This window comes from Maricaulis sp. B-26, from assembly GCF_056857855.1.
Window position 1 is genome coordinate 1 of record NZ_JBSXNX010000013.1, and the last position, 16,880, is coordinate 16,880.

Here is a 16,880-nt window from a genome sequence, read left to right on the forward strand (position 1 = left end):
GGCTACAGACCACCAGCTCCTGAAGCGCTCTTGCCAGCGACTTGTCTGCCGCCCTACGTTGAGGGCGTGCCGGCATGACCGCCGCACATAACCCGCCGGGCCCTAACTTTAAAACTGGGCCACTTGGGTGGGGCAGGCCAATTGCGAAACTGCGACCGCCATCGCAGCACTGCGGATTCACGAGGCGGAGACAGCTCGGGAAGCGCAGCTGATCATGGCCGCCTGCGAATTCGCCGGCGGCGATGTGGCCAGCGCGCGGTCGCGATACGAATTCCTTCTGGCCGACGGCAATGACGCCCGGGCGCTGCGCGGTATGGGGACCGTGCTGCTGGCCGGTGGCGATGCCGAGACCGCCATGCCCTATCTCGAACGTGCCGTCGTGGCCGCTCCCGCTGACTGGCGCGCCTGGAATGCGCTCGGTATCAGCTGGATGGAGCTGGACCAGCGGACCGAGGCGATCAATGCCTTCCGGCGGGCAACCGAGATCGCACCGACCAGTGCGACGCCCTGGAACAATCTCGGCCTCGCCTATCTGCAGGACGGACAGTCGGACGCAGCGGTCAGCGCCTTTACCCAGGCCTTGCGGCGCGAGCCCGGACTGCCTGCCGCGGAGGCCAATCTCCGCCTGGCCTTCCTGGTGCGCGGCGAGACCAGCCGGGCCTTGCGCGATGTCAGCGAGGACGAGCGGCCCATTCTGCTCAACAATGCCGGCGTGATCGCTCGCAGCCAGGGCGATCTGCGCCGCGCCGAGAGTTTGTTCCAGCGAGCACTGGAAGCCAGCCCGGTCTTCTACGAGCAGGCCTACAGCAATTGGCAGGAAGTCCGGGCGGCGAACAATCAGCCGTGACCGCATTACCCCTGTCCCCGGGCGAGGCGCTGATGCTCGTCCTGGTCGCCATCGCGGCAGCCTGGGACGTGCGCAGCCTGACCATTCCCAACGCCTTGCCGATCGCGATCGCGGCTCTGGTCGTGCCCGCCGGTCTGCTCTCCGGCTGGCCGGTTGAGACCTGGCTGATGCACCTGGCGGCGGGCGTGCTGGCGCTTGCAGTGGGGCTGGGGCTCTGGGTCACGCGCCTCATGGGCGGCGGGGATATCAAGCTCTATGCCGCCGTTTCCCTCTGGTTCACCCCCGGCCTGCTGCTCTGGCTGACTGCCTGGATCATGATCGCGGGCGGGCTTCTGGGCGGCGCCGTGATCCTCTGGGGGCTGGTCTCAACCCGTCTCCCGAATACCGGCGCGGCGCCGGACTCTGACCCCGGAGTCGATGATCCGGCCGAGGATGCCGCGAACCGCCTCAAGACGCCCGTTCCCTATGGCGTCGCCATCCTGGCCGGCACGCTTTTCACCTTGTTTGCATACGGGTGATACCTGCGCGTATGGCATTGCCGGATGTTCAGTCCCGTCCCGCGCGCTAGTCTCCCGTCCTCGATCACACCAAGACGGGTATTCGTTGCATGACCGACGTGGGCAGCGCCGCGCAAAGGCACACGATTGCTTTGCCGGACGGCGAGATGGCGATGTGGCTCTGGCCGAAACCGGATGCGCCGCAACTCCTTTTCGTTCATGCGAACGGTTTCTGCGCGAGTGCCTACAGGCAGATGCTCGAGGCGCTTTCGACCCGGTTCGAGGTCGTGGCGCCTGATCTTCGGGGGCATGGTCGCACCTCTCTTCCTGCCGACCCGGCGACCCATCGCAACTGGTGGAGTTACGCCCGTGATCTCAACGCCTTCATCGACCGAATGCCACGCCGGCCCGACTTGCTCGCCGGTCATTCCATGGGCGCGGCGACCTGCTTGCTCGCATCCTCGCGGATGGAGACACCGCCGCCACTGGCACTGGTCGAACCGGTGGTCATGCCGGACACGCTGTATCTGATGGCGCGCAGCCCGCTGCACTTCATGCTGAAAGGCCGGATCGCCATTGCCAACGGGGCGCGGCGTCGGACCAATGGCTGGCCCGACCGGGCGGCGGCCAGGGCCCGCTATGCGCGTCACCCGGTCTTCTCCGGCTGGGCCGCGGGCGTACTCGACGATTATCTTATCGACGGACTCACGGAGACAGGCGAGGGAGAGATGAAACTCTCCTGCGACCCGCTGTGGGAAGCCGCCAATTACGAGGCGCAGGGCCATAATCTGCCCGCCATTCTGAGGCGTGCCGGCATGCCTGTTCGCGTGCTGAAGGCGGAGCGCGGCTCGACCGTGATCAATACGCGCCTGCTCGGGCGTTGCGGCATCGTACCCGACAAGATGCCGGGCACTGGGCATCTCATTCCGATGGAGGCGCCCGGGACCGTCGCGGACTGGATCGCCGGCGCCTTTGGCGACGCGACCCGCACCGCATAAAAAAGGCGGGCTCGGGGCCCGCCTTTTCCGGTCCGGCGATGTCCGGCCTATTCGAAGACCTTCAGCAGATCCTGCGTCGAGCCGCCTTCCTTGATCTCGCGGAGGCGCGCATAGGCGAGGCCGGTGGCGATCATCGAGAAGGGATAGATCGCCGCTTCGACTGCGGAGCCTGCCACTGTCGCCCACAGAGGCATGTTGAGCGCATAAGCCGGGTCGGTGAAGGCCCGGCCTGCGCCACCGAGGCCGCCGGCCCAGAGCAGGGTGATAATGCCGCCGAGAATGGCCTGCGCGATCCAGCCGACGATCACGACCAGGATCAGCATGAAGACGATGGCCCAGCGATAATCCTTGGTCAGTTCGGTCGATCGTCCGAGCGCATTGAAACCGGCGCGCTCGAAGACGATCGCCGGGACGTAGACCGACAGCATGGCCATCACATACAGGCCAGGCACGAAGAACAGAAGGAAGCCGATACCCATCGCGATGGAGGCCACGATCCCCAGAATAAGGATGGGGAAGAAGCCTGACAGGGCGGCCGAAAGCGCGGCATTCAGCTGAATCCCGCCGCCTGTCTTCAGGCTGATGACAATGCGGATGATGATCGCCTGCAGGACAATGAACATCAGGCCGGAAATCGCGCTGAGGACGTAAACCGGTACGATGTCCGCGAACGAGGTCGCGTTTACCATGTCCTCGGCGAAGCCGGTGGCGATGAGGTTGTAGATCAGCACCGGCACGAACACGATTCCGAACATGATCGGGAAGTGCTTGAACAGGAGCTGGATGCTCTCGCCGACGATATTGCCGGCGCCGAATTCCGGTTTGATCGCGGGTGCGGTGGGTGTGTCAGTCATGGATATCCCCCTTGGCGTGTGTGATCAGGCATAAGCTGCATCGGCCCGTTCGTCACAGGCGTAGTCGTCAGTCGTCATTTTCGCGGTGATGCTTGTCGTCGCGGACGTCGCCGAAAATCTGTTTCTGCTCAAGATAGGCCCGCTGCGCCTTGTAGAAGGCGTGCAGGAAGGCGAGGGCGCGATCGTCGGGGACAGGGTCCTCATAGCCGATCTTCTTGCGGATCTGAGCTGCCACGCGGATGACGCTCTCGTCGAGGCGCGCCCGGGAATCCGCGCTCAACGGATTGGTCCGGAGCAGGTCTTCCAGCGTTTGCAGCTCGAAGCGGCCGTAATGGTCGAGCTGGGCGGCTGAGAAGACGAATTCGGCGTCCGCAGCCGCCTCCGCCTCGGTCAGATCGGGCATCAGCATGGTGCGCGGCTGTCTGGCCACGACGGTATTGGCGAGAATGTCGCCGAGCCTCTGCTTGCGCTTGTTGAAGAGCGGGATCAGCAGCACGACCAGGATCCAGATTGTCAGCACAGTGCGCCAGAACGCGTCCAGGCCGCCGGCTGCGAGCAGGAGACTGCCCGGCATGAACACCTCGATCTCCTTCATCAGATTACGGGCCACGATGCTGTGCGTGGACAGACCACGCCCGTCGGCAGAGAGGACGCGCAGGCCAGTCATGCGTTTGCCCAGGGTCTGTCCGTTCCAGAACAGTTCCGTCAGGATGTAGTAGGGCGCCCGGATGGCGAGGGCGAGAATGGCTGCGAGCGACGCCACCAGCGGCTCGATGTTGAAGGGCAGGATGGCGAGCACGATGATCAGGGCGATCATGCCGAATACGGTCAGCCCGATATCGACCAGCTGTGCGCCGAGCCGCGCGCCGAGCGTCGCGATCTCGAACCGCACCGGGACGCCTTCCGGCGGTGTCAGCTCGAACCAGCGCCGGGAGGCTTCGGCCTTGCGTGCGATGGCGGCAGGCGTCGAACGGCTCATGAGCGGCTCCCCCGTCCGGCGAGCAGAAACCAGGACAGCCAGAGCGCACCGATCGTCCAGCCGATCGCGATGCGCGTGACCGTGTCCTGCACGAGCTGACGCACGAAGCCTTCCAGCAAGCCCGCCACAACGAGCATCAGAGCGGCGACCAGGGCGAGTTTCACTGCATCGCGCGAGGCGTGCCGCAGGGCATCGCGGCGGGTCATCGTGCCGGGAAAGAGAAAGGCCAGGCCGAGCCGGAAACCGCCGGCCGCGGCGATGACGATGGCGGAGAGCTCGGTCACGCCGTGCACGCTGAGCCAACCGAACAGCTCCCAGGCCAGCTCCCGTTCCGCATAGAGCCCCCAGAAGGCGCCCAGGATCAGCCCGTTATAGACCGTCAGCAGGAAGCTCGGCACGCAGGCGAACACGCCGAGGGCGAAAACGAAGAGGGCGATCCGCGTGTTGTGGGAGAAGAGGAAGGCGGCAAAGGCGCCCAGCTGGCCGGCCATCGAGGCCTCGCCGTCGAAGAGCACGGCACGCAGCGTCTCCGTACTGGCACCCGGTCCGCGTTCGCCAGCGAGATCGGACGGAACGAAGGTGTAGAACCAGGCCGGGTCGGCCGCGAACAGTCCATTGCCCATCAGGAGGCCGAGCACCAGAGCGAGGCCCGCAAGGAAAAGCGATCCGGCCGAACGCCGCATGGCTTGCGGCGCCGAGTTCGTGAAGAAGCGGGCAATGCCGGCGCCCAGTCTTTCCTGCGGCGCATAGACCGCCAGGAAGGCGCGCGAGACCAGCGCTTCCAGATAGGCGAGCAGGCCGCGATCCATGGAGATGTCACGCGCAACCGAGAGGCTGGTGGCGGACTTGCGGTAGAGCTGCGCGAGTTCCTGGGATTCCTCGAAGGTGAGGCGGCCGCCCACACCCTTCTCGGATTTCTCGACGAGGGTTTCCAGCCGGTGCCAGTCGGCCTCGCGCTGGGCGCGGAAGCGGGCGGAACGGATACGCGGTTCCTCGCTCATGCCATCTCCCTGGCTTTCAGATCGAGATAGGTCGAGACCAGTTGGGGCGTCAGCTTGCCCGGTTCGGTGTCGAGGACGAGCACGCCGAGCTGGTTGAGTCGCTCCAGCACGATTTTCCGGTCACGCAGCATGTCCGAAGCGGAGACTGCTTTCGCGGCATCGTCGAGCGAGCTGACGGTATCACCGGCGCGCGCCTGGGTGTCCGGATCGCGCAGGGCGATGAAGATGACCAGATGCTGGCGCGACATCAGGGCCAGCTGCTCGACCATGAGCTCCGACGTCGTCGTGTCGACGAAGTCGGAGAAGACGATGACCAGGCTGCGGCGGCGCAGGCGCTGTTGCAGGGTGGCGAGCGCCAGCGTGTGATTGCTCTCCCGGCTCTCATAGGCGAGCGCCGCGAGCTTGCGCCGCAGTTTCGGGAAGGCTTGGCGGCCCGGTTCCGGCGGCATCCACAGGCCGGGACGGGCGTCGTAGGAGAACAGGCCGACGCGATCCCCGCCCACCGAGGCGGCCCAGGCCGTTGCGAGGGCGGCATTGATGGCGTGGTCGATCTTGGGCAGGCCGGCGATGGCTTCGCGCATGAGATAGCCGTTGTCGAGCGCGATGATGACGTTGTGGTTGCGCTCGGCGCGGGTCTCCTTGGCCAGCATGCGGCGCAGGCGGGCGGAGCGCTTCCAGTCGATATTGCGCAGGCTCTCGCCCGGCACGTATTCGCGCAGCTGGTGGAATTCCGAGCCCTCGCCCTGGGCATAGCTCTCCTTCTGCCCGTGCAGGCTGGTCTGGACGGCGATATCGATCTGGCCGCGCGTGACCGGGCGGATGTCGGGCACGACGGCGATGACGCGATCGGTTCGGGTGCGCGGAATGAATTCGATGAGACCGAAGCGGGACGTCCAGTTCAGCCAGACCTGGCCGAAGGGCCACTCCCCCCGCGCGCGCGCCGTAACCGGCAACTCGACCGTACGGGCGCGCCCGGCGTCCGCTTCCAGGCTTTCGGGTCCGGTCAGCCCTTGCGGCCAGTCGAAGCGCAGCGTCAATCCGTGCGGCGGAGGGGTCTGGAAATGCAGGTGGAAGGTTTCGGTTTCGCCGGCAAAAAGCGCGTCCGGCCCGTCCAGGTCCAGCTGGATCGAGGCGCGCAGGCTGGTGGCCAGATCGATCGCGAGCAGGGCGGCGAGGGCGAGGCTGGGCAACAGGAGCGGCGCAGCCTCCCTCACGCCGAGCGGCAAGAGCAGACCGGTCAGGACGAGGGTCGCGATGGCGAGAATTATGAGGCGCCGCGTGGGGCGCATCAGCGGGGCGCCTCGATCCGGCTCAGCAGGGCGGTGAGTACGTCGTCGGCAGTGCGGCCCTCGATCTCGGCGGCCGGTCCGAGCTGGATGCGGTGCCGCAGGGCCGGCAGGAGCAGGGACTGGACATCGTCCGGGATCGCATAATCGCGCCCGGCAAGGGCCGCCGCAGCGCGGACCGCACCGGCGAGGGCATCGGCGGCGCGGGTGGATGCGCCCTCGCGAATCTCCGGATCGGTCCGGGTGCCGCGAACGAGGTCGAGGATGTAGGTGAGGATTTTCTCGTCCAGCCTGATGCTGTCGATCAGCCCGTGGGCCGCGTCGAGATCGGCGGCGCCCAGTACGGGCTCGATGGCCTCGGTGCGGGCGTCGAAGGCGAGGGGCTGGAGTGCATGACGCTTCAGGATTTCCAGCTCCGCATCGCGCTCGGGGAAGTCGAGCACGATCTTGAACATGAAGCGGTCGTTCTGCGCTTCGGGCAGGGGATAAGTGCCTTGCTGTTCGATCGGGTTCTGTGTCGCGATGACATGGAAATGGTCTCCGAGTCGATAATCCTTGCCGTCGATGGTCACGACCCGCTCATTCATCGCCTGAAGCAGCGCGGCCTGCGTCTTCGGCGGAGCCCGGTTGATCTCGTCTGCCAACAGGATGTCGGTGAAGACCGGGCCTTTGACGAGGCGGAAGCTGTTGGCACCGAAATCGAAAAGATTGGCCCCCAGCACATCGCCGGGCATCAGGTCCGGCGTGAACTGGATACGCCCGAAATCCAGCGAGAGCGCGGCGGCGAAGCTGCGGGCGAGCAGGGTCTTGGCCGTACCGGGCGGGCCTTCGAGCAGGCAGTGGCCGCGCGAGAAGACAGAAACCAGGAGGTGATCGATGGCCAGATCCTGCCCATGGACGGCCTTGCGGATTTCCGAGCGCAGCGCATCGGCGCGTTCGGCGAACTGATCGAGCGTCAAAGTCATGCGAGCTTTCGAGCCTTTTCGTAAGCGGTTTCCAACTGGTCGAGCACCGAGACGGCCTCGTCGAGCCCGATCGCATCGGGCAGGGATTGCGCGCGGGCGAGCGCCGATTTCAGCGCCTCCGCAGTCTTGGGGTTCTTCTGGCGCAGGGCGCGCAGCATGCGATCGCTGCGATCCGCCTGCTGGCGATCATGGCCGAGCAGCAGATCGCACAGTGCGACCGCGCGGCTTCGGGCCAGTGTCCTGAGCAAGGCGCCGTCGGCCCGCGCACTGCGCATCAGGCGGGCCTGGGCTGCGAGTGCGGCCTCGCGAGTCCCGTCATGACCGTCACGGAAGGGTGAGCGAAGCGGCACGCCGCGCAGTCCGCCGCGCCAGAGCACGGTGGCCAAGAGGATAAAGGCCGCCAGCCAGATCCAGGCGAAGGGCGGCTCCGCAAAGCGCAGCAAATCGCGCCAGGTGCGCTCATGCTCGTCCGGATCCATGCTCAGCGCCGCGATATTGGAATAGTCGAACAGGATATCCTCGCCGGCTGCGATGTCGGTCAGGAAGGCGAGCGCGAAGGCGGCATTGTCGCCATTGGCGAGGCCGTGATTGTTCAGCAGGTCCGGATCGGTCAGTACCCAGTATCGACCGTCCGGATGCGGGCATTCGACCAGCAGAACGCGGGTCTCATCGCCGATCAGCGTATCGCAGCTCGCCAGCGGTTCGCCCCACTGTACGTGGCGGAGCTCGGCGGTGCCTGCCCAGTGCGAGGGCAGGTCGATCCGCGTCGGGCCGGGGGCCTCCGGTGCGACGGGATCGGGTTCCCGGAACACGAAACGCGGCTTCTGGTCAGCGGCTTCGTCCGCCTCGTCCGTTCCGGCCGGTTCGTCCGGCACCGGGGTGTCGGTGGCGTCCACGATCTCTACGGGGCTTCCCTCGATTTGGTCCTCTGTGCGGGCCGGTTCCTGGTCCGGCCGGTGGATGAGGAAGTCCGGGTGCGTCAGTCCCGTGAGGCGGACGCCGTCCCGCCATTTCGGCAGGATGACGAGGGTCGGGAGCGTGCGGACCTTCTCCGTCACCGTATCGCGCGGCATGAAGGCCAGGTCCGTCGCCAGATAGCGGTCGGTCTCGAACAGTTGCGGAATATTGTAGGCATCCAGATCGGAGTCGTAGAGCGGCAGGATACGCAGGCCGATCCCGTCGGGCGCTAGCGGGCCACCGCCCATGAAGTTGCGTGTCTGCACCTCGTTCGAGCGCAGCCAGCCTTCCAGTCCGCGAAATCCCAGGGCGCTGTCAGGCAGGCTGGGCGGGCGATTGAACCCTAAAGTCAGAAAAACCAGCAGGGCGAGCGCCGCCGCCAGCGTGCCGACCGCAAAGACAGGAAAGCGCCGGGCAGGCGCGGAGGCCGTCATCCTCCGGCCTCCCGCGCCGTAAGGATGGGCCGCGCTGCGTCGGCGAATTCGACTAGTCCCTCACGGTCGATGGGATCACCGGCAAAGCGCACGCGCTCGGCGGCCTGAACCAGGCTCGCCACGATCTCGATATGATCCCAGTCACGCGGCAGGCGGCGCAGGGCCTCGCGGGCCGTGTCGCTGCGCTTTAGGATGGCGCCGGTGGCGGTGGCTGCCGCGAGCAGGACTTTTTTCTGGAGGAGACCGATCGCCGCGACGAGATCGTCCATGGCGAGAATCTGGTCGAGCGGAAGGTCGGACTCGCCTGCCAGTACCCCCTTGCCTCCGGCCTGCGCGGTACTGCGTGCGCCCGGCATATCCGGCGCCGCGCCGCCCAGCCGGATGGCCCGGCCATGCCGGATCAGCAGGTAGAGGATGAATAACAGGATGGCGATCGCGCAGCCGATGATGCTCCACACGATGATCCGGCCCAGGGTGATGGCCGGGAGCCAGTCCAGCCATTGGGCCGCATCGCCGGGTTCGCTCGGCTCGGGAATGCCGGCATGCGCGCGCCAGGAGGTGTCCGCGTCGAGATGTTCGAGGTCGATCTGGAGGCGCCGTGTCGAGGGCAAGTCTTCATAGCGTGCCGTTTCCGGCTCCGTCGGCTGGGAAGCCGCGCCGGCAGTGGCCGGTAGCGCCAGGAGCATGCCGAGAAGTGCAACAGGCGCCAGCACACGCCGGATGGCACGCACCGATCCGGATCGGAACATGATCGACATGTAGCGGAACTCCGGTCGGTTACTCGGGCAGCAGACGGCGCAGGTATTACCCTAGATAGCTTGTCGGGCTGGAACAAGTGAGCGTGAGGGCTCCCTGTCAAAACAGTGTGCGAACCGCCCATAGCCATCTGCGAGGCTTGCAAGGCGCGCATGAAGGAGTAACCCTCGGGGATAATGAGATTTGAGCGAAGGCCGCAGGCCTGACCGCCGACCGGGAGAGAGCATTTTGAAACATTATGACGTCTTGATCGTCGGCGCCGGCCATGCCGGCGCGCAGCTCGCCGCGACGCTGGTCCAGCTCAAGTTCGACGGCTCCATCGCCGTACTCGGTGAGGAACCCGAATGCCCCTATGAACGGCCGCCCCTGTCCAAGGACTATCTGTCCGGAGAGCTGGAGTTCGACCGCATGCTTATCCGCCCGGAAGGCTTCTGGGCGGAATACGGCATCGACATGCTGACCGGGCTGAAAGTGGTCGGTGTTGCGCCGGGCGACCGGCAGGTCCGTTGCGAGGGCGGCGAGATCTTCTCCTACGGCAAACTTGTCTGGGCGGCTGGAGGGCACCCGCGGCGTCTTGATTGCGAAGGCGCCGACCTGGAAGGTATCCAGACGGTCCGCACGAAAGCCGATGCCGATGCGATGAAAGCGCAACTCGACAACATCCAGAATGTCGTGGTCGTGGGCGGCGGCTATATCGGGCTCGAGGCGGCTGCCGTTCTGCGCAAGCTGGGCAAGTCCGTCTGTTTGGTCGAGGCGCTCGATCGCGTGCTGGCACGTGTGGCGGGTGAGGAGCTCTCGCGCTTTTTCGAGGGGTATCATCGCAAGAAAGGCGTCGATATCCGCCTCAATACCGGTGTCAGCCGCTTTGCCGGCAAGAAGGGCGGGCTGTCCGGCCTCTTCAGCAAGAAGGCGGGGCGCGTATCCGGCGTGGTTTTGTCCGGCGGTGAGACCATTCCGGCCGATATGGTGATTGTGGGCATCGGTATTGCGCCAGCGGTCGAACCCCTGCTCGCCGCAGGTCTCGAGGGCGGCAATGGCGTGAAGGTCGATGCGCACTGCCGGACCAGCGATCCGAATATCTACGCCATCGGCGATTGTGCCCTGCACGCGAACGGCTACGCGCACGACGAGGAGATCCGTCTGGAATCTGTCCAGAATGCGAATGATCAGGCGCGGGCCGTGGCACGCACCCTGACCGGGACGGAGACCGGTTATGATGCGGTGCCCTGGTTCTGGTCCAACCAGTACGAGCTGCACCTGCAGACGGTTGGTCTCTCGCTGGGACACGACAAGACGGTAATGCGCGGCGATCCGTCGAGCGGGAGTTTCTCGCTGGTCTATCTGCGTGAGGGCGTGGTCATTGCGCTGGACTGCGTGAATGCGACGCCGGATTACGCCGCAGGCCGCAAGCTCGTCATGAAGCGCGTGAAGCCCGATCTCGACCAGCTGGCCGATCCGGCCGTGCCGATCAAGGCCTTGCTGGCCTGACGCGTCAGCCTTCCGGCGCCAATTCCAGCATGGCATCGCCTCGTGCGAGCGCGATAAGGCGCAGGCCTGCCGCCTGCGCCCGCTCGACGGCGAAGGACGTTGCAGTCGAGACCGTGACCAGTAGCGGGATGCCGGCGATCGCGGTCTTCTCGACCAGTTCGTAGCTGCAGCGCGAGGAGAGGAGGGCGAAACCGCTTGCAGGGTCGATCTTCGCGGCAGCCATGGCGCCGATCAGCTTGTCCAGCGCATTGTGCCGCCCGACATCCTCCCGGGCGAGGCGGATCGCGCCGTCCGGCATGCAAAACGCAGCGGCATGAACACCGCCGGTGGCAGCATTGAGCGGTTGATGACCGCTCAGGCTTGCGAGTGCGTCGAAGATGGCGTCGGTCGGGACGTCCAGCGTGTCCCCGATCCGGGGCAGGCGGACATGGACCTGTTCGAGATTTTCCAGTCCGCACAGTCCGCAACTGCTCTCCGAGACTCGCGTGCGTACCCGTTCGAACAGGCGGTCGGCGCGCGCTGTAGTTATGCGGATTTTCAGGAGCCAGCCGTCCGGCGTTTCCCGGGCTTCGATTTCCTCTATTTCGCCCGGAGCGTCGACAATCCGCTCGGACAGGGCGAAACCGGTTCCGAAATCGGCCAGGTCGCGCGGCGTGGCCATCATCACGGCATAGCCTACCCCGTTGAACTCGATGGCGATTGGCGCTTCGACGGGGAGCGTTCGAACGAGCGCTGTTTCGGTACCGTCCGGCGTCAGACAATTGGCAGGGACGTCGACACGCTCGCTCACTCGCTGTGGGCTCCGTGGATGGGGCCGAGCATCTTGACCGCGTCGAGCGCGATATCGGTGAGACCTTCCCCGCCGGCTTCGACATGGGCCTGGATCTGGTCTCGCATGCGCGGGTCCCAGAATTTGCGAATATGCTCTGCCGTTTCCCCGACGGCCTCGGCCTCGCCGTGGATTTCGAAATTGCGGGCGATCTGGTTCGCCATGCGGACGAGTTTGGCAGTCATGCTCATTCGGCAGCCTCCGATGACCCGATACGGCGCGCGCGTTCGCTCAGGCGTTCATAATCTTCCTGCCAGTCCGACGGGCCGTTGGACGCGCTCACCTGCACGGCCGTGACCTTGTATTCGGGGCAATTGGTGGCCCAGTCCGAGAAATCGGTCGTGACCACATTCGCCTGGGTTTCGGGGTGGTGGAAGGTGGTGTAGACGACGCCGGGCGCGACACGGTCGGTGATCTTGAGTCGCAGCGTGGTTTCTCCGGACCGGCTGACCAGCTTGACCCAGTCGCAATCCTTCAGGCCCCGGTTTTCCGCGTCGTGGGGGTGCATTTCCAGCACGTCTTCCTCATGCCAGATTTCGTTGGCGGTCCGTCGCGTCTGGGCACCGACATTGTACTGGCTGAGAATGCGCCCGGTCGTGAGAAGCAGCGGAAAGCGCGGCCCGGTCTTCTCGTCGGTGGGGACGTAATCCGTGACCATGAAGCGGCCCTTGCCGCGCACGAAGCCGTCGACATGCATGACCGGGGAGCCGTCCGGAGCAGCATCATTGACCGGCCACTGCAGCGAGCCCTCCCGCTCGAGGCGGTCGAAGGTCACGCCCGCAAAGGTCGGCGTCAGGCGGGCGATCTCGTCCATGACTTCCGAGGCGGAGATATAGGACCAGTCCAGCCCCATCGCCCTTGCAAGTTCCTGGGTTACTTCCCAGTCCTCGTAGCCGTTGAGCGGCGTCATCACACGGCGCACGAGCTGGATGCGGCGTTCCGCATTGGTGAAGGTCCCGGTCTTCTCCAGAAAGGTCGAGCCCGGCAGGAAAACGTGGGCGTAATTGGCCGTCTCGTTGAGGAAAAGGTCGTGCACGACGACGCAGTCCATGGCCGCCAGGCCCGCTGCGACATGACGGGTATCCGGGTCCGACTGGAGAATATCCTCGCCCTGGATGTAGATGCCCTTGAAGCTGCCGTCGACGGCAGCGTCGAGCATGTTGGGGATGCGCAGGCCCGGTTCCGGGTCGAGCGTGACGCCCCAGTCTTCCTCGAACAGGTCGCGGACCTCCTCGCGCGCGATATGGCGGTAGCCGGACAGCTCGTGCGGGAAGGAGCCCATATCGCAGGCGCCCTGGACATTGTTCTGTCCGCGCAGCGGATTCACGCCGACGCCCGGGCGTCCGATATTGCCAGTGACCATAGCCAGATTGGCGATCGCCATGACGGTGGAAGAGCCCTGGGAATGCTCGGTCACGCCGAGGCCGTAATAGATCGAGCCATTGCCGCCCTTGGCGAAGAGGCGGGCTGCTGCGCGCAGGGTCTCTGCCGGTACGCCGGTAAGGGGCTCCACGGCTTCCGGCGACCGTTTCGATTCCGAAACGAAGTCCGTCCACTCGCGATATTCGTCCCAGTCGCAACGTTCCTTGATGAAGTCCTCGTCGGCGAGGCCCTCGGTCACGATGACATGGGCGAGGGCGGTCAGCACAGCGACATTCGTGCCCGGCCGCAAGGCCAGATGATGGGCGGCCTCGACATGGGGCGAACGGACGAGGTCGATGCGCCGCGGATCGATCACGATGAGTTCGGCACCCTCGCGGAGCCGTTTCTTCATCCGGCTGGCGAAAACGGGATGGGCATCGGTGGGGTTGGCGCCAATGACAAGGATGACGTCGCTCTCGGCGACGCTGTCGAAGTCCTGAGTGCCGGCCGAGGTTCCGAAAGTCGTCGAGAGGCCGTAGCCGGTCGGCGAGTGGCAGACGCGGGCGCAGGTGTCGACATTATTATTGCCGAACCCCGCGCGCACGAGCTTCTGGACGAGGAAGGTCTCTTCGTTCGTGCAGCGGCTGGACGTGATGCCGCCCAGCGCGCCGCGACCGAATGTCTCCTGGATGCTGGCAAATTTTTTGGCCGTGAAGGCCAGCGCCTCTTCCCAGGAGACCTCGCGCCAGGGCTCCTCGATCGTGTCGCGGATCATCGGCTTGGTGATGCGGTCGGTGTGATTGGCATAGCCCCACGCAAACCGGCCTTTCACACAGGAATGGCCGCGATTGGCCTTGCCGTCCTTCCAGGGAACCATGCGGACGACCTGCTCGCCACGAAGCTCGGCGCGGAAGGTGCAGCCCACGCCGCAATAGGCGCAGGTCGTGATCACAGAGCGTTCCGGAGTGCCCAGCTCGACGACGGACTTCTCGGTCAGGGTGGCCGTCGGGCAGGCCTGCACGCAGGCGCCGCAGGAGACGCATTCGGAACTCAGGAAGTCGTCGCTGGACAGCCCGGCCGAGACCTTGGAGGCAAAACCGCGCCCGTCGATCGTCAGGGCGAGCGTGCCCTGGACCTCGTCGCAGGCTCTCACGCAGCGCGAACAGACGATGCATTTGGACGGGTCGAACTCGAAATAGGGGTTGGAGCTGTCCTTGTCCTCTTCGAGATGATTGGCGCCCTCATAACCGTAGCGCACATCGCGAAGACCCACTGCGCCCGCCTGGTCCTGCAGCTCGCAATCGCCGTTTGCAGCGCAGGTGAGGCAGTCGAGCGGGTGATCGGAGATATAGAGTTCCATCACGCCCTTGCGGATGCGCTGGAGCCGGTCGGTCTGGGTGTGCACAACCATGCCGGCCTCGACCGGCGTGGTGCAGGAGGCGGGCGTGCCGCGGCGACCCTCGATCTCGACGAGGCAAAGCCGGCAGGAGCCCCAGCTTTCCATCATGTCCGATGCGCAAAGCTTCGGTATGTCCCCGCCATTCTCCGCGGCGGCGCGCATGATCGAGGTGCCGGCCGGGACACGGACCGGCCGGCCGTCGATCGTCAGCTCGACCGTCTCGTCCGAGCGCGAGGCCGGCGTTCCATAGTCGGTCTGGCGTTCATAGCTCATCGGGCGCACTCCCGGCTTGCCGTCCAGTCTATCATGCTTCGGCCGCCTCCGCCGGGACCCGGAAATCCTCCGGGAAGTATTTGATCGCCGAGCGGACCGGATAGGGCGCGAACCCGCCGAGCGCGCAGAGCGATCCGAACTGCATGGTCTCGCAGAGGTCTTCGGTGAGGGCGAGATTGGCTGTGGCGGCCTCGCCGGCGGCGATCTTGTCGATGGTTTCCCTGCCGCGCGTCGCGCCGATCCGGCAGGGCGTGCACTTGCCGCAGCTCTCGATCTCGCAGAATTCGAAGGCAAAGCGGGCTTGGGCGGCCATGTCGACCGTGTCGTCGAAGACGACGATCCCGCCATGCCCGATCAGCCCGTCCTTCTCCGCGAAGGCTTCGTAGTCGAAGGGCGTATCGAAGAGTTCGCGCGGGAAATAGGCGCCCAGGGGCCCGCCGACCTGGACCGCACGCACGGGCCGGCCCGAGGCCGTGCCGCCGCCGATCGCGTCGACCAGCTCTCCCAGCGTGATGCCGAAGCCGGTCTCGAACAGCCCGCCATGCTTGATGTTTCCGGCCAGCTGGACCGGCATCGTCCCGCGCGATTTGCCCATGCCGAAATCGGCATAGGCCTTGGCGCCATTGGCGAGGATGAAAGGAATGGCGGCAAGGGTGAGGACATTGTTGACCGCCGTCGGGCAGCCGAACAGGCCGTGATGAGCCGGCAGGGGCGGCTTGGCCCGGACCGTGCCGCGCTTGCCCTCCAGCGAGTTGAGCAGCGCCGTCTCCTCGCCGCAGACATAGGAGCCCGCCCCGACCCTGACTTCCAGTTCGAACGGCGCGATGCGGTCGGCGCAGGCGATGATGGCCGCTTCCATCTTGGCGATCGCGTGCGGGTATTCCGAGCGGATATAAACGAAACCCTTGCGGGCGCCCGTCGCCAGACCGGCGATGGCCATGCCCTCGATCAGCTGGAAGGGGTCGCCCTCCATTGCCATCCGGTCGGCGAAGGTTCCACTATCGCCCTCATCGGCATTGCAGACGATGTATTTCGTATCGCCAGGAGCTTCGGCGACCGTCTTCCATTTTATGCCGCAGGGAAAACCGGCACCGCCCCTGCCGCGCAAACCGGACTCGGTGACAGTGGACAGGATCGCTTCCGGCGACATGGACCGCGCCGCGTTGAAACCTTTCCACCCGCCGGTCGCGGCATAGTCGTCGAGCGAGAGCGGGCGGGTATAGCCGGCGCGCGAAAAGGTCAGCCGCGTCTGTGCCGCGATGAAGGGATGGTCCTCGATCTTGCCGATAGCGAGATCGTTGGCCTTGCCACCGAGAATGCGGGCGGCATCCTCCGGCGCGGCGGGGCCCCAGCCTTTGCCGTCGATCTCGACCAGCGGTTCCAGCCAGTGCATACCCCAGCTCGAGACCCGCTCGACCTCGGCACCGGCAGCTTCGAAGGCGGCGGCGACCGCATCGGCGCCGCAGGCGACGGCGAGGGCGTCGTCGGAGATACGGACCCGGTTCACCTCAGCGCTCCGATCAGTGTGCGCAGACGATCCGCATCGAGCCGGGCGTGCACATCCGAGCCGGTCATGGCGGCGGGGCCGGACGAGCACAGGCCGAGGCAATAGACCGCCTCGATCCGGACCCGGTCGCCCGCCATGTCTTTCGCGGCTTCCGCCAGGGGCTCGGATCCGCGGGCCTGGCAGGCCTCGGCGCGACAGAGTTTGAGGCAGGGGCGGTCGTCCGGCGCGGTGGAGAAATCATGATAGAAGCTGACCACGCCATGGACTTCTGCGCGGGTCAGGTTGAGCGCGGCGGCAATGGTGCGAATTGCCGCCTCGCTGATATGACCGTCGGTGGCCTGTACGTCGTGCAGGATCGGCAGCAGCGGGCCGTCCCGGTGCCGATGCGCGTCGATGATGGTCTCGATCGAAGTCACCCGTTTCAGTCTCCCAGCGTCTCCGCCGTCCT

16 protein-coding genes are annotated in these 16,880 nt (G+C 65.8%); 4 read left to right on the forward strand and 12 right to left on the reverse strand.

Features of this window, described 5'->3' with window-relative positions; all coding sequences use genetic code 11:
- Positions 1-127: 127 nt before the first annotated feature.
- The 3 genes from AC13HB_RS02220 (at position 128) to AC13HB_RS02230 (ending at position 2,342) form a co-directional block, all read left to right on the forward strand.
- Complete coding sequence (locus tag AC13HB_RS02220) at positions 128-847, forward strand: tetratricopeptide repeat protein (protein ID WP_482948087.1); 720 nt, start codon at positions 128-130, stop codon at positions 845-847.
- A complete protein-coding gene (locus tag AC13HB_RS02225) occupies positions 844-1,365 on the forward strand; it encodes an A24 family peptidase (RefSeq protein WP_482948088.1) in 522 nt (173 codons plus the stop codon). The genes AC13HB_RS02220 and AC13HB_RS02225 overlap by 4 nt, the downstream gene beginning before the upstream one ends.
- Before the next feature lie 89 nt (positions 1,366-1,454).
- Entirely contained in the window at positions 1,455-2,342 is an 888-nt protein-coding gene (locus tag AC13HB_RS02230; protein ID WP_482948089.1) for an alpha/beta fold hydrolase, read from the forward strand.
- A 47-nt stretch (positions 2,343-2,389) separates the two neighbouring features.
- Here AC13HB_RS02230 and AC13HB_RS02235 read toward each other — a convergent pair whose 3' ends face one another.
- The 7 genes from AC13HB_RS02235 to AC13HB_RS02265 all read right to left on the reverse strand — a co-directional run bounded on the left by AC13HB_RS02235 (position 2,390) and on the right by AC13HB_RS02265 (position 9,576).
- Positions 2,390-3,196 (reverse strand): hypothetical protein, encoded by an 807-nt coding sequence (locus AC13HB_RS02235; protein WP_482948090.1) that lies wholly within the window; start codon positions 3,194-3,196, stop codon positions 2,390-2,392.
- A 67-nt stretch (positions 3,197-3,263) separates the two neighbouring features.
- On the reverse strand, positions 3,264-4,175 hold the full coding sequence (locus AC13HB_RS02240) for an RDD family protein (protein ID WP_482948091.1): 912 nt from the start codon (positions 4,173-4,175) through the stop codon (positions 3,264-3,266).
- A complete protein-coding gene (locus AC13HB_RS02245) occupies positions 4,172-5,176 on the reverse strand; it encodes a stage II sporulation protein M (protein ID WP_482948092.1) in 1,005 nt (334 codons plus the stop codon). The genes AC13HB_RS02240 and AC13HB_RS02245 overlap by 4 nt, the downstream gene beginning before the upstream one ends.
- On the reverse strand, positions 5,173-6,465 hold the full coding sequence (locus AC13HB_RS02250) for a DUF58 domain-containing protein (protein ID WP_482948093.1): 1,293 nt from the start codon (positions 6,463-6,465) through the stop codon (positions 5,173-5,175). The genes AC13HB_RS02245 and AC13HB_RS02250 overlap by 4 nt, the downstream gene beginning before the upstream one ends.
- The gene (locus tag AC13HB_RS02255; RefSeq protein ID WP_482948176.1) at positions 6,465-7,421 is read right to left on the reverse strand and encodes an AAA family ATPase; all 957 of its coding nucleotides are present in this window, start codon (positions 7,419-7,421) and stop codon (positions 6,465-6,467) included. The genes AC13HB_RS02250 and AC13HB_RS02255 overlap by 1 nt, the downstream gene beginning before the upstream one ends.
- Before the next feature lie 2 nt (positions 7,422-7,423).
- A complete protein-coding gene (locus AC13HB_RS02260; RefSeq protein WP_482948094.1) occupies positions 7,424-8,818 on the reverse strand; it encodes a hypothetical protein in 1,395 nt (464 codons plus the stop codon).
- Positions 8,815-9,576 (reverse strand): DUF4129 domain-containing protein, encoded by a 762-nt coding sequence (locus tag AC13HB_RS02265; protein ID WP_482948095.1) that lies wholly within the window; start codon positions 9,574-9,576, stop codon positions 8,815-8,817. The genes AC13HB_RS02260 and AC13HB_RS02265 overlap by 4 nt, the downstream gene beginning before the upstream one ends.
- 226 nt (positions 9,577-9,802) lie before the next feature.
- Here AC13HB_RS02265 and AC13HB_RS02270 point away from each other — a divergent pair, with 226 nt between their 5' ends.
- Positions 9,803-11,062 carry an NAD(P)/FAD-dependent oxidoreductase gene (locus AC13HB_RS02270; RefSeq protein WP_482948096.1) on the forward strand — a complete coding sequence of 420 codons (1,260 nt, stop codon included), beginning with the start codon at positions 9,803-9,805 and terminating at the stop codon, positions 11,060-11,062.
- Between the two features lie 4 nt (positions 11,063-11,066).
- Here AC13HB_RS02270 and fdhD read toward each other — a convergent pair whose 3' ends face one another.
- Genes fdhD through AC13HB_RS02295 form a run of 5 tightly spaced genes read right to left on the reverse strand, consistent with a single transcriptional unit; the run spans position 11,067 to position 16,848 of the window.
- Positions 11,067-11,852, reverse strand: coding sequence for a formate dehydrogenase accessory sulfurtransferase FdhD (gene fdhD / locus AC13HB_RS02275; RefSeq protein ID WP_482948097.1), 786 nt, complete (start codon positions 11,850-11,852; stop codon positions 11,067-11,069).
- A complete protein-coding gene (locus AC13HB_RS02280; RefSeq protein ID WP_482948098.1) occupies positions 11,849-12,082 on the reverse strand; it encodes a formate dehydrogenase subunit delta in 234 nt (77 codons plus the stop codon). Before AC13HB_RS02280 ends, fdhD begins: the two co-directional genes overlap by 4 nt.
- The gene (gene fdhF, locus AC13HB_RS02285) at positions 12,079-14,925 is read right to left on the reverse strand and encodes a formate dehydrogenase subunit alpha (RefSeq protein ID WP_482948099.1); all 2,847 of its coding nucleotides are present in this window, start codon (positions 14,923-14,925) and stop codon (positions 12,079-12,081) included. Before fdhF ends, AC13HB_RS02280 begins: the two co-directional genes overlap by 4 nt.
- A gap of 31 nt (positions 14,926-14,956) precedes the next feature.
- Positions 14,957-16,432, reverse strand: coding sequence for an NADH-ubiquinone oxidoreductase-F iron-sulfur binding region domain-containing protein (locus AC13HB_RS02290; protein WP_482948100.1), 1,476 nt, complete (start codon positions 16,430-16,432; stop codon positions 14,957-14,959).
- Positions 16,429-16,848: an NAD(P)H-dependent oxidoreductase subunit E gene (locus AC13HB_RS02295; protein WP_482948101.1), complete on the reverse strand. Its 420-nt coding sequence runs from the start codon at positions 16,846-16,848 to the stop codon at positions 16,429-16,431. Before AC13HB_RS02295 ends, AC13HB_RS02290 begins: the two co-directional genes overlap by 4 nt.
- Between the last annotated feature and the right edge of the window lie 32 nt (positions 16,849-16,880).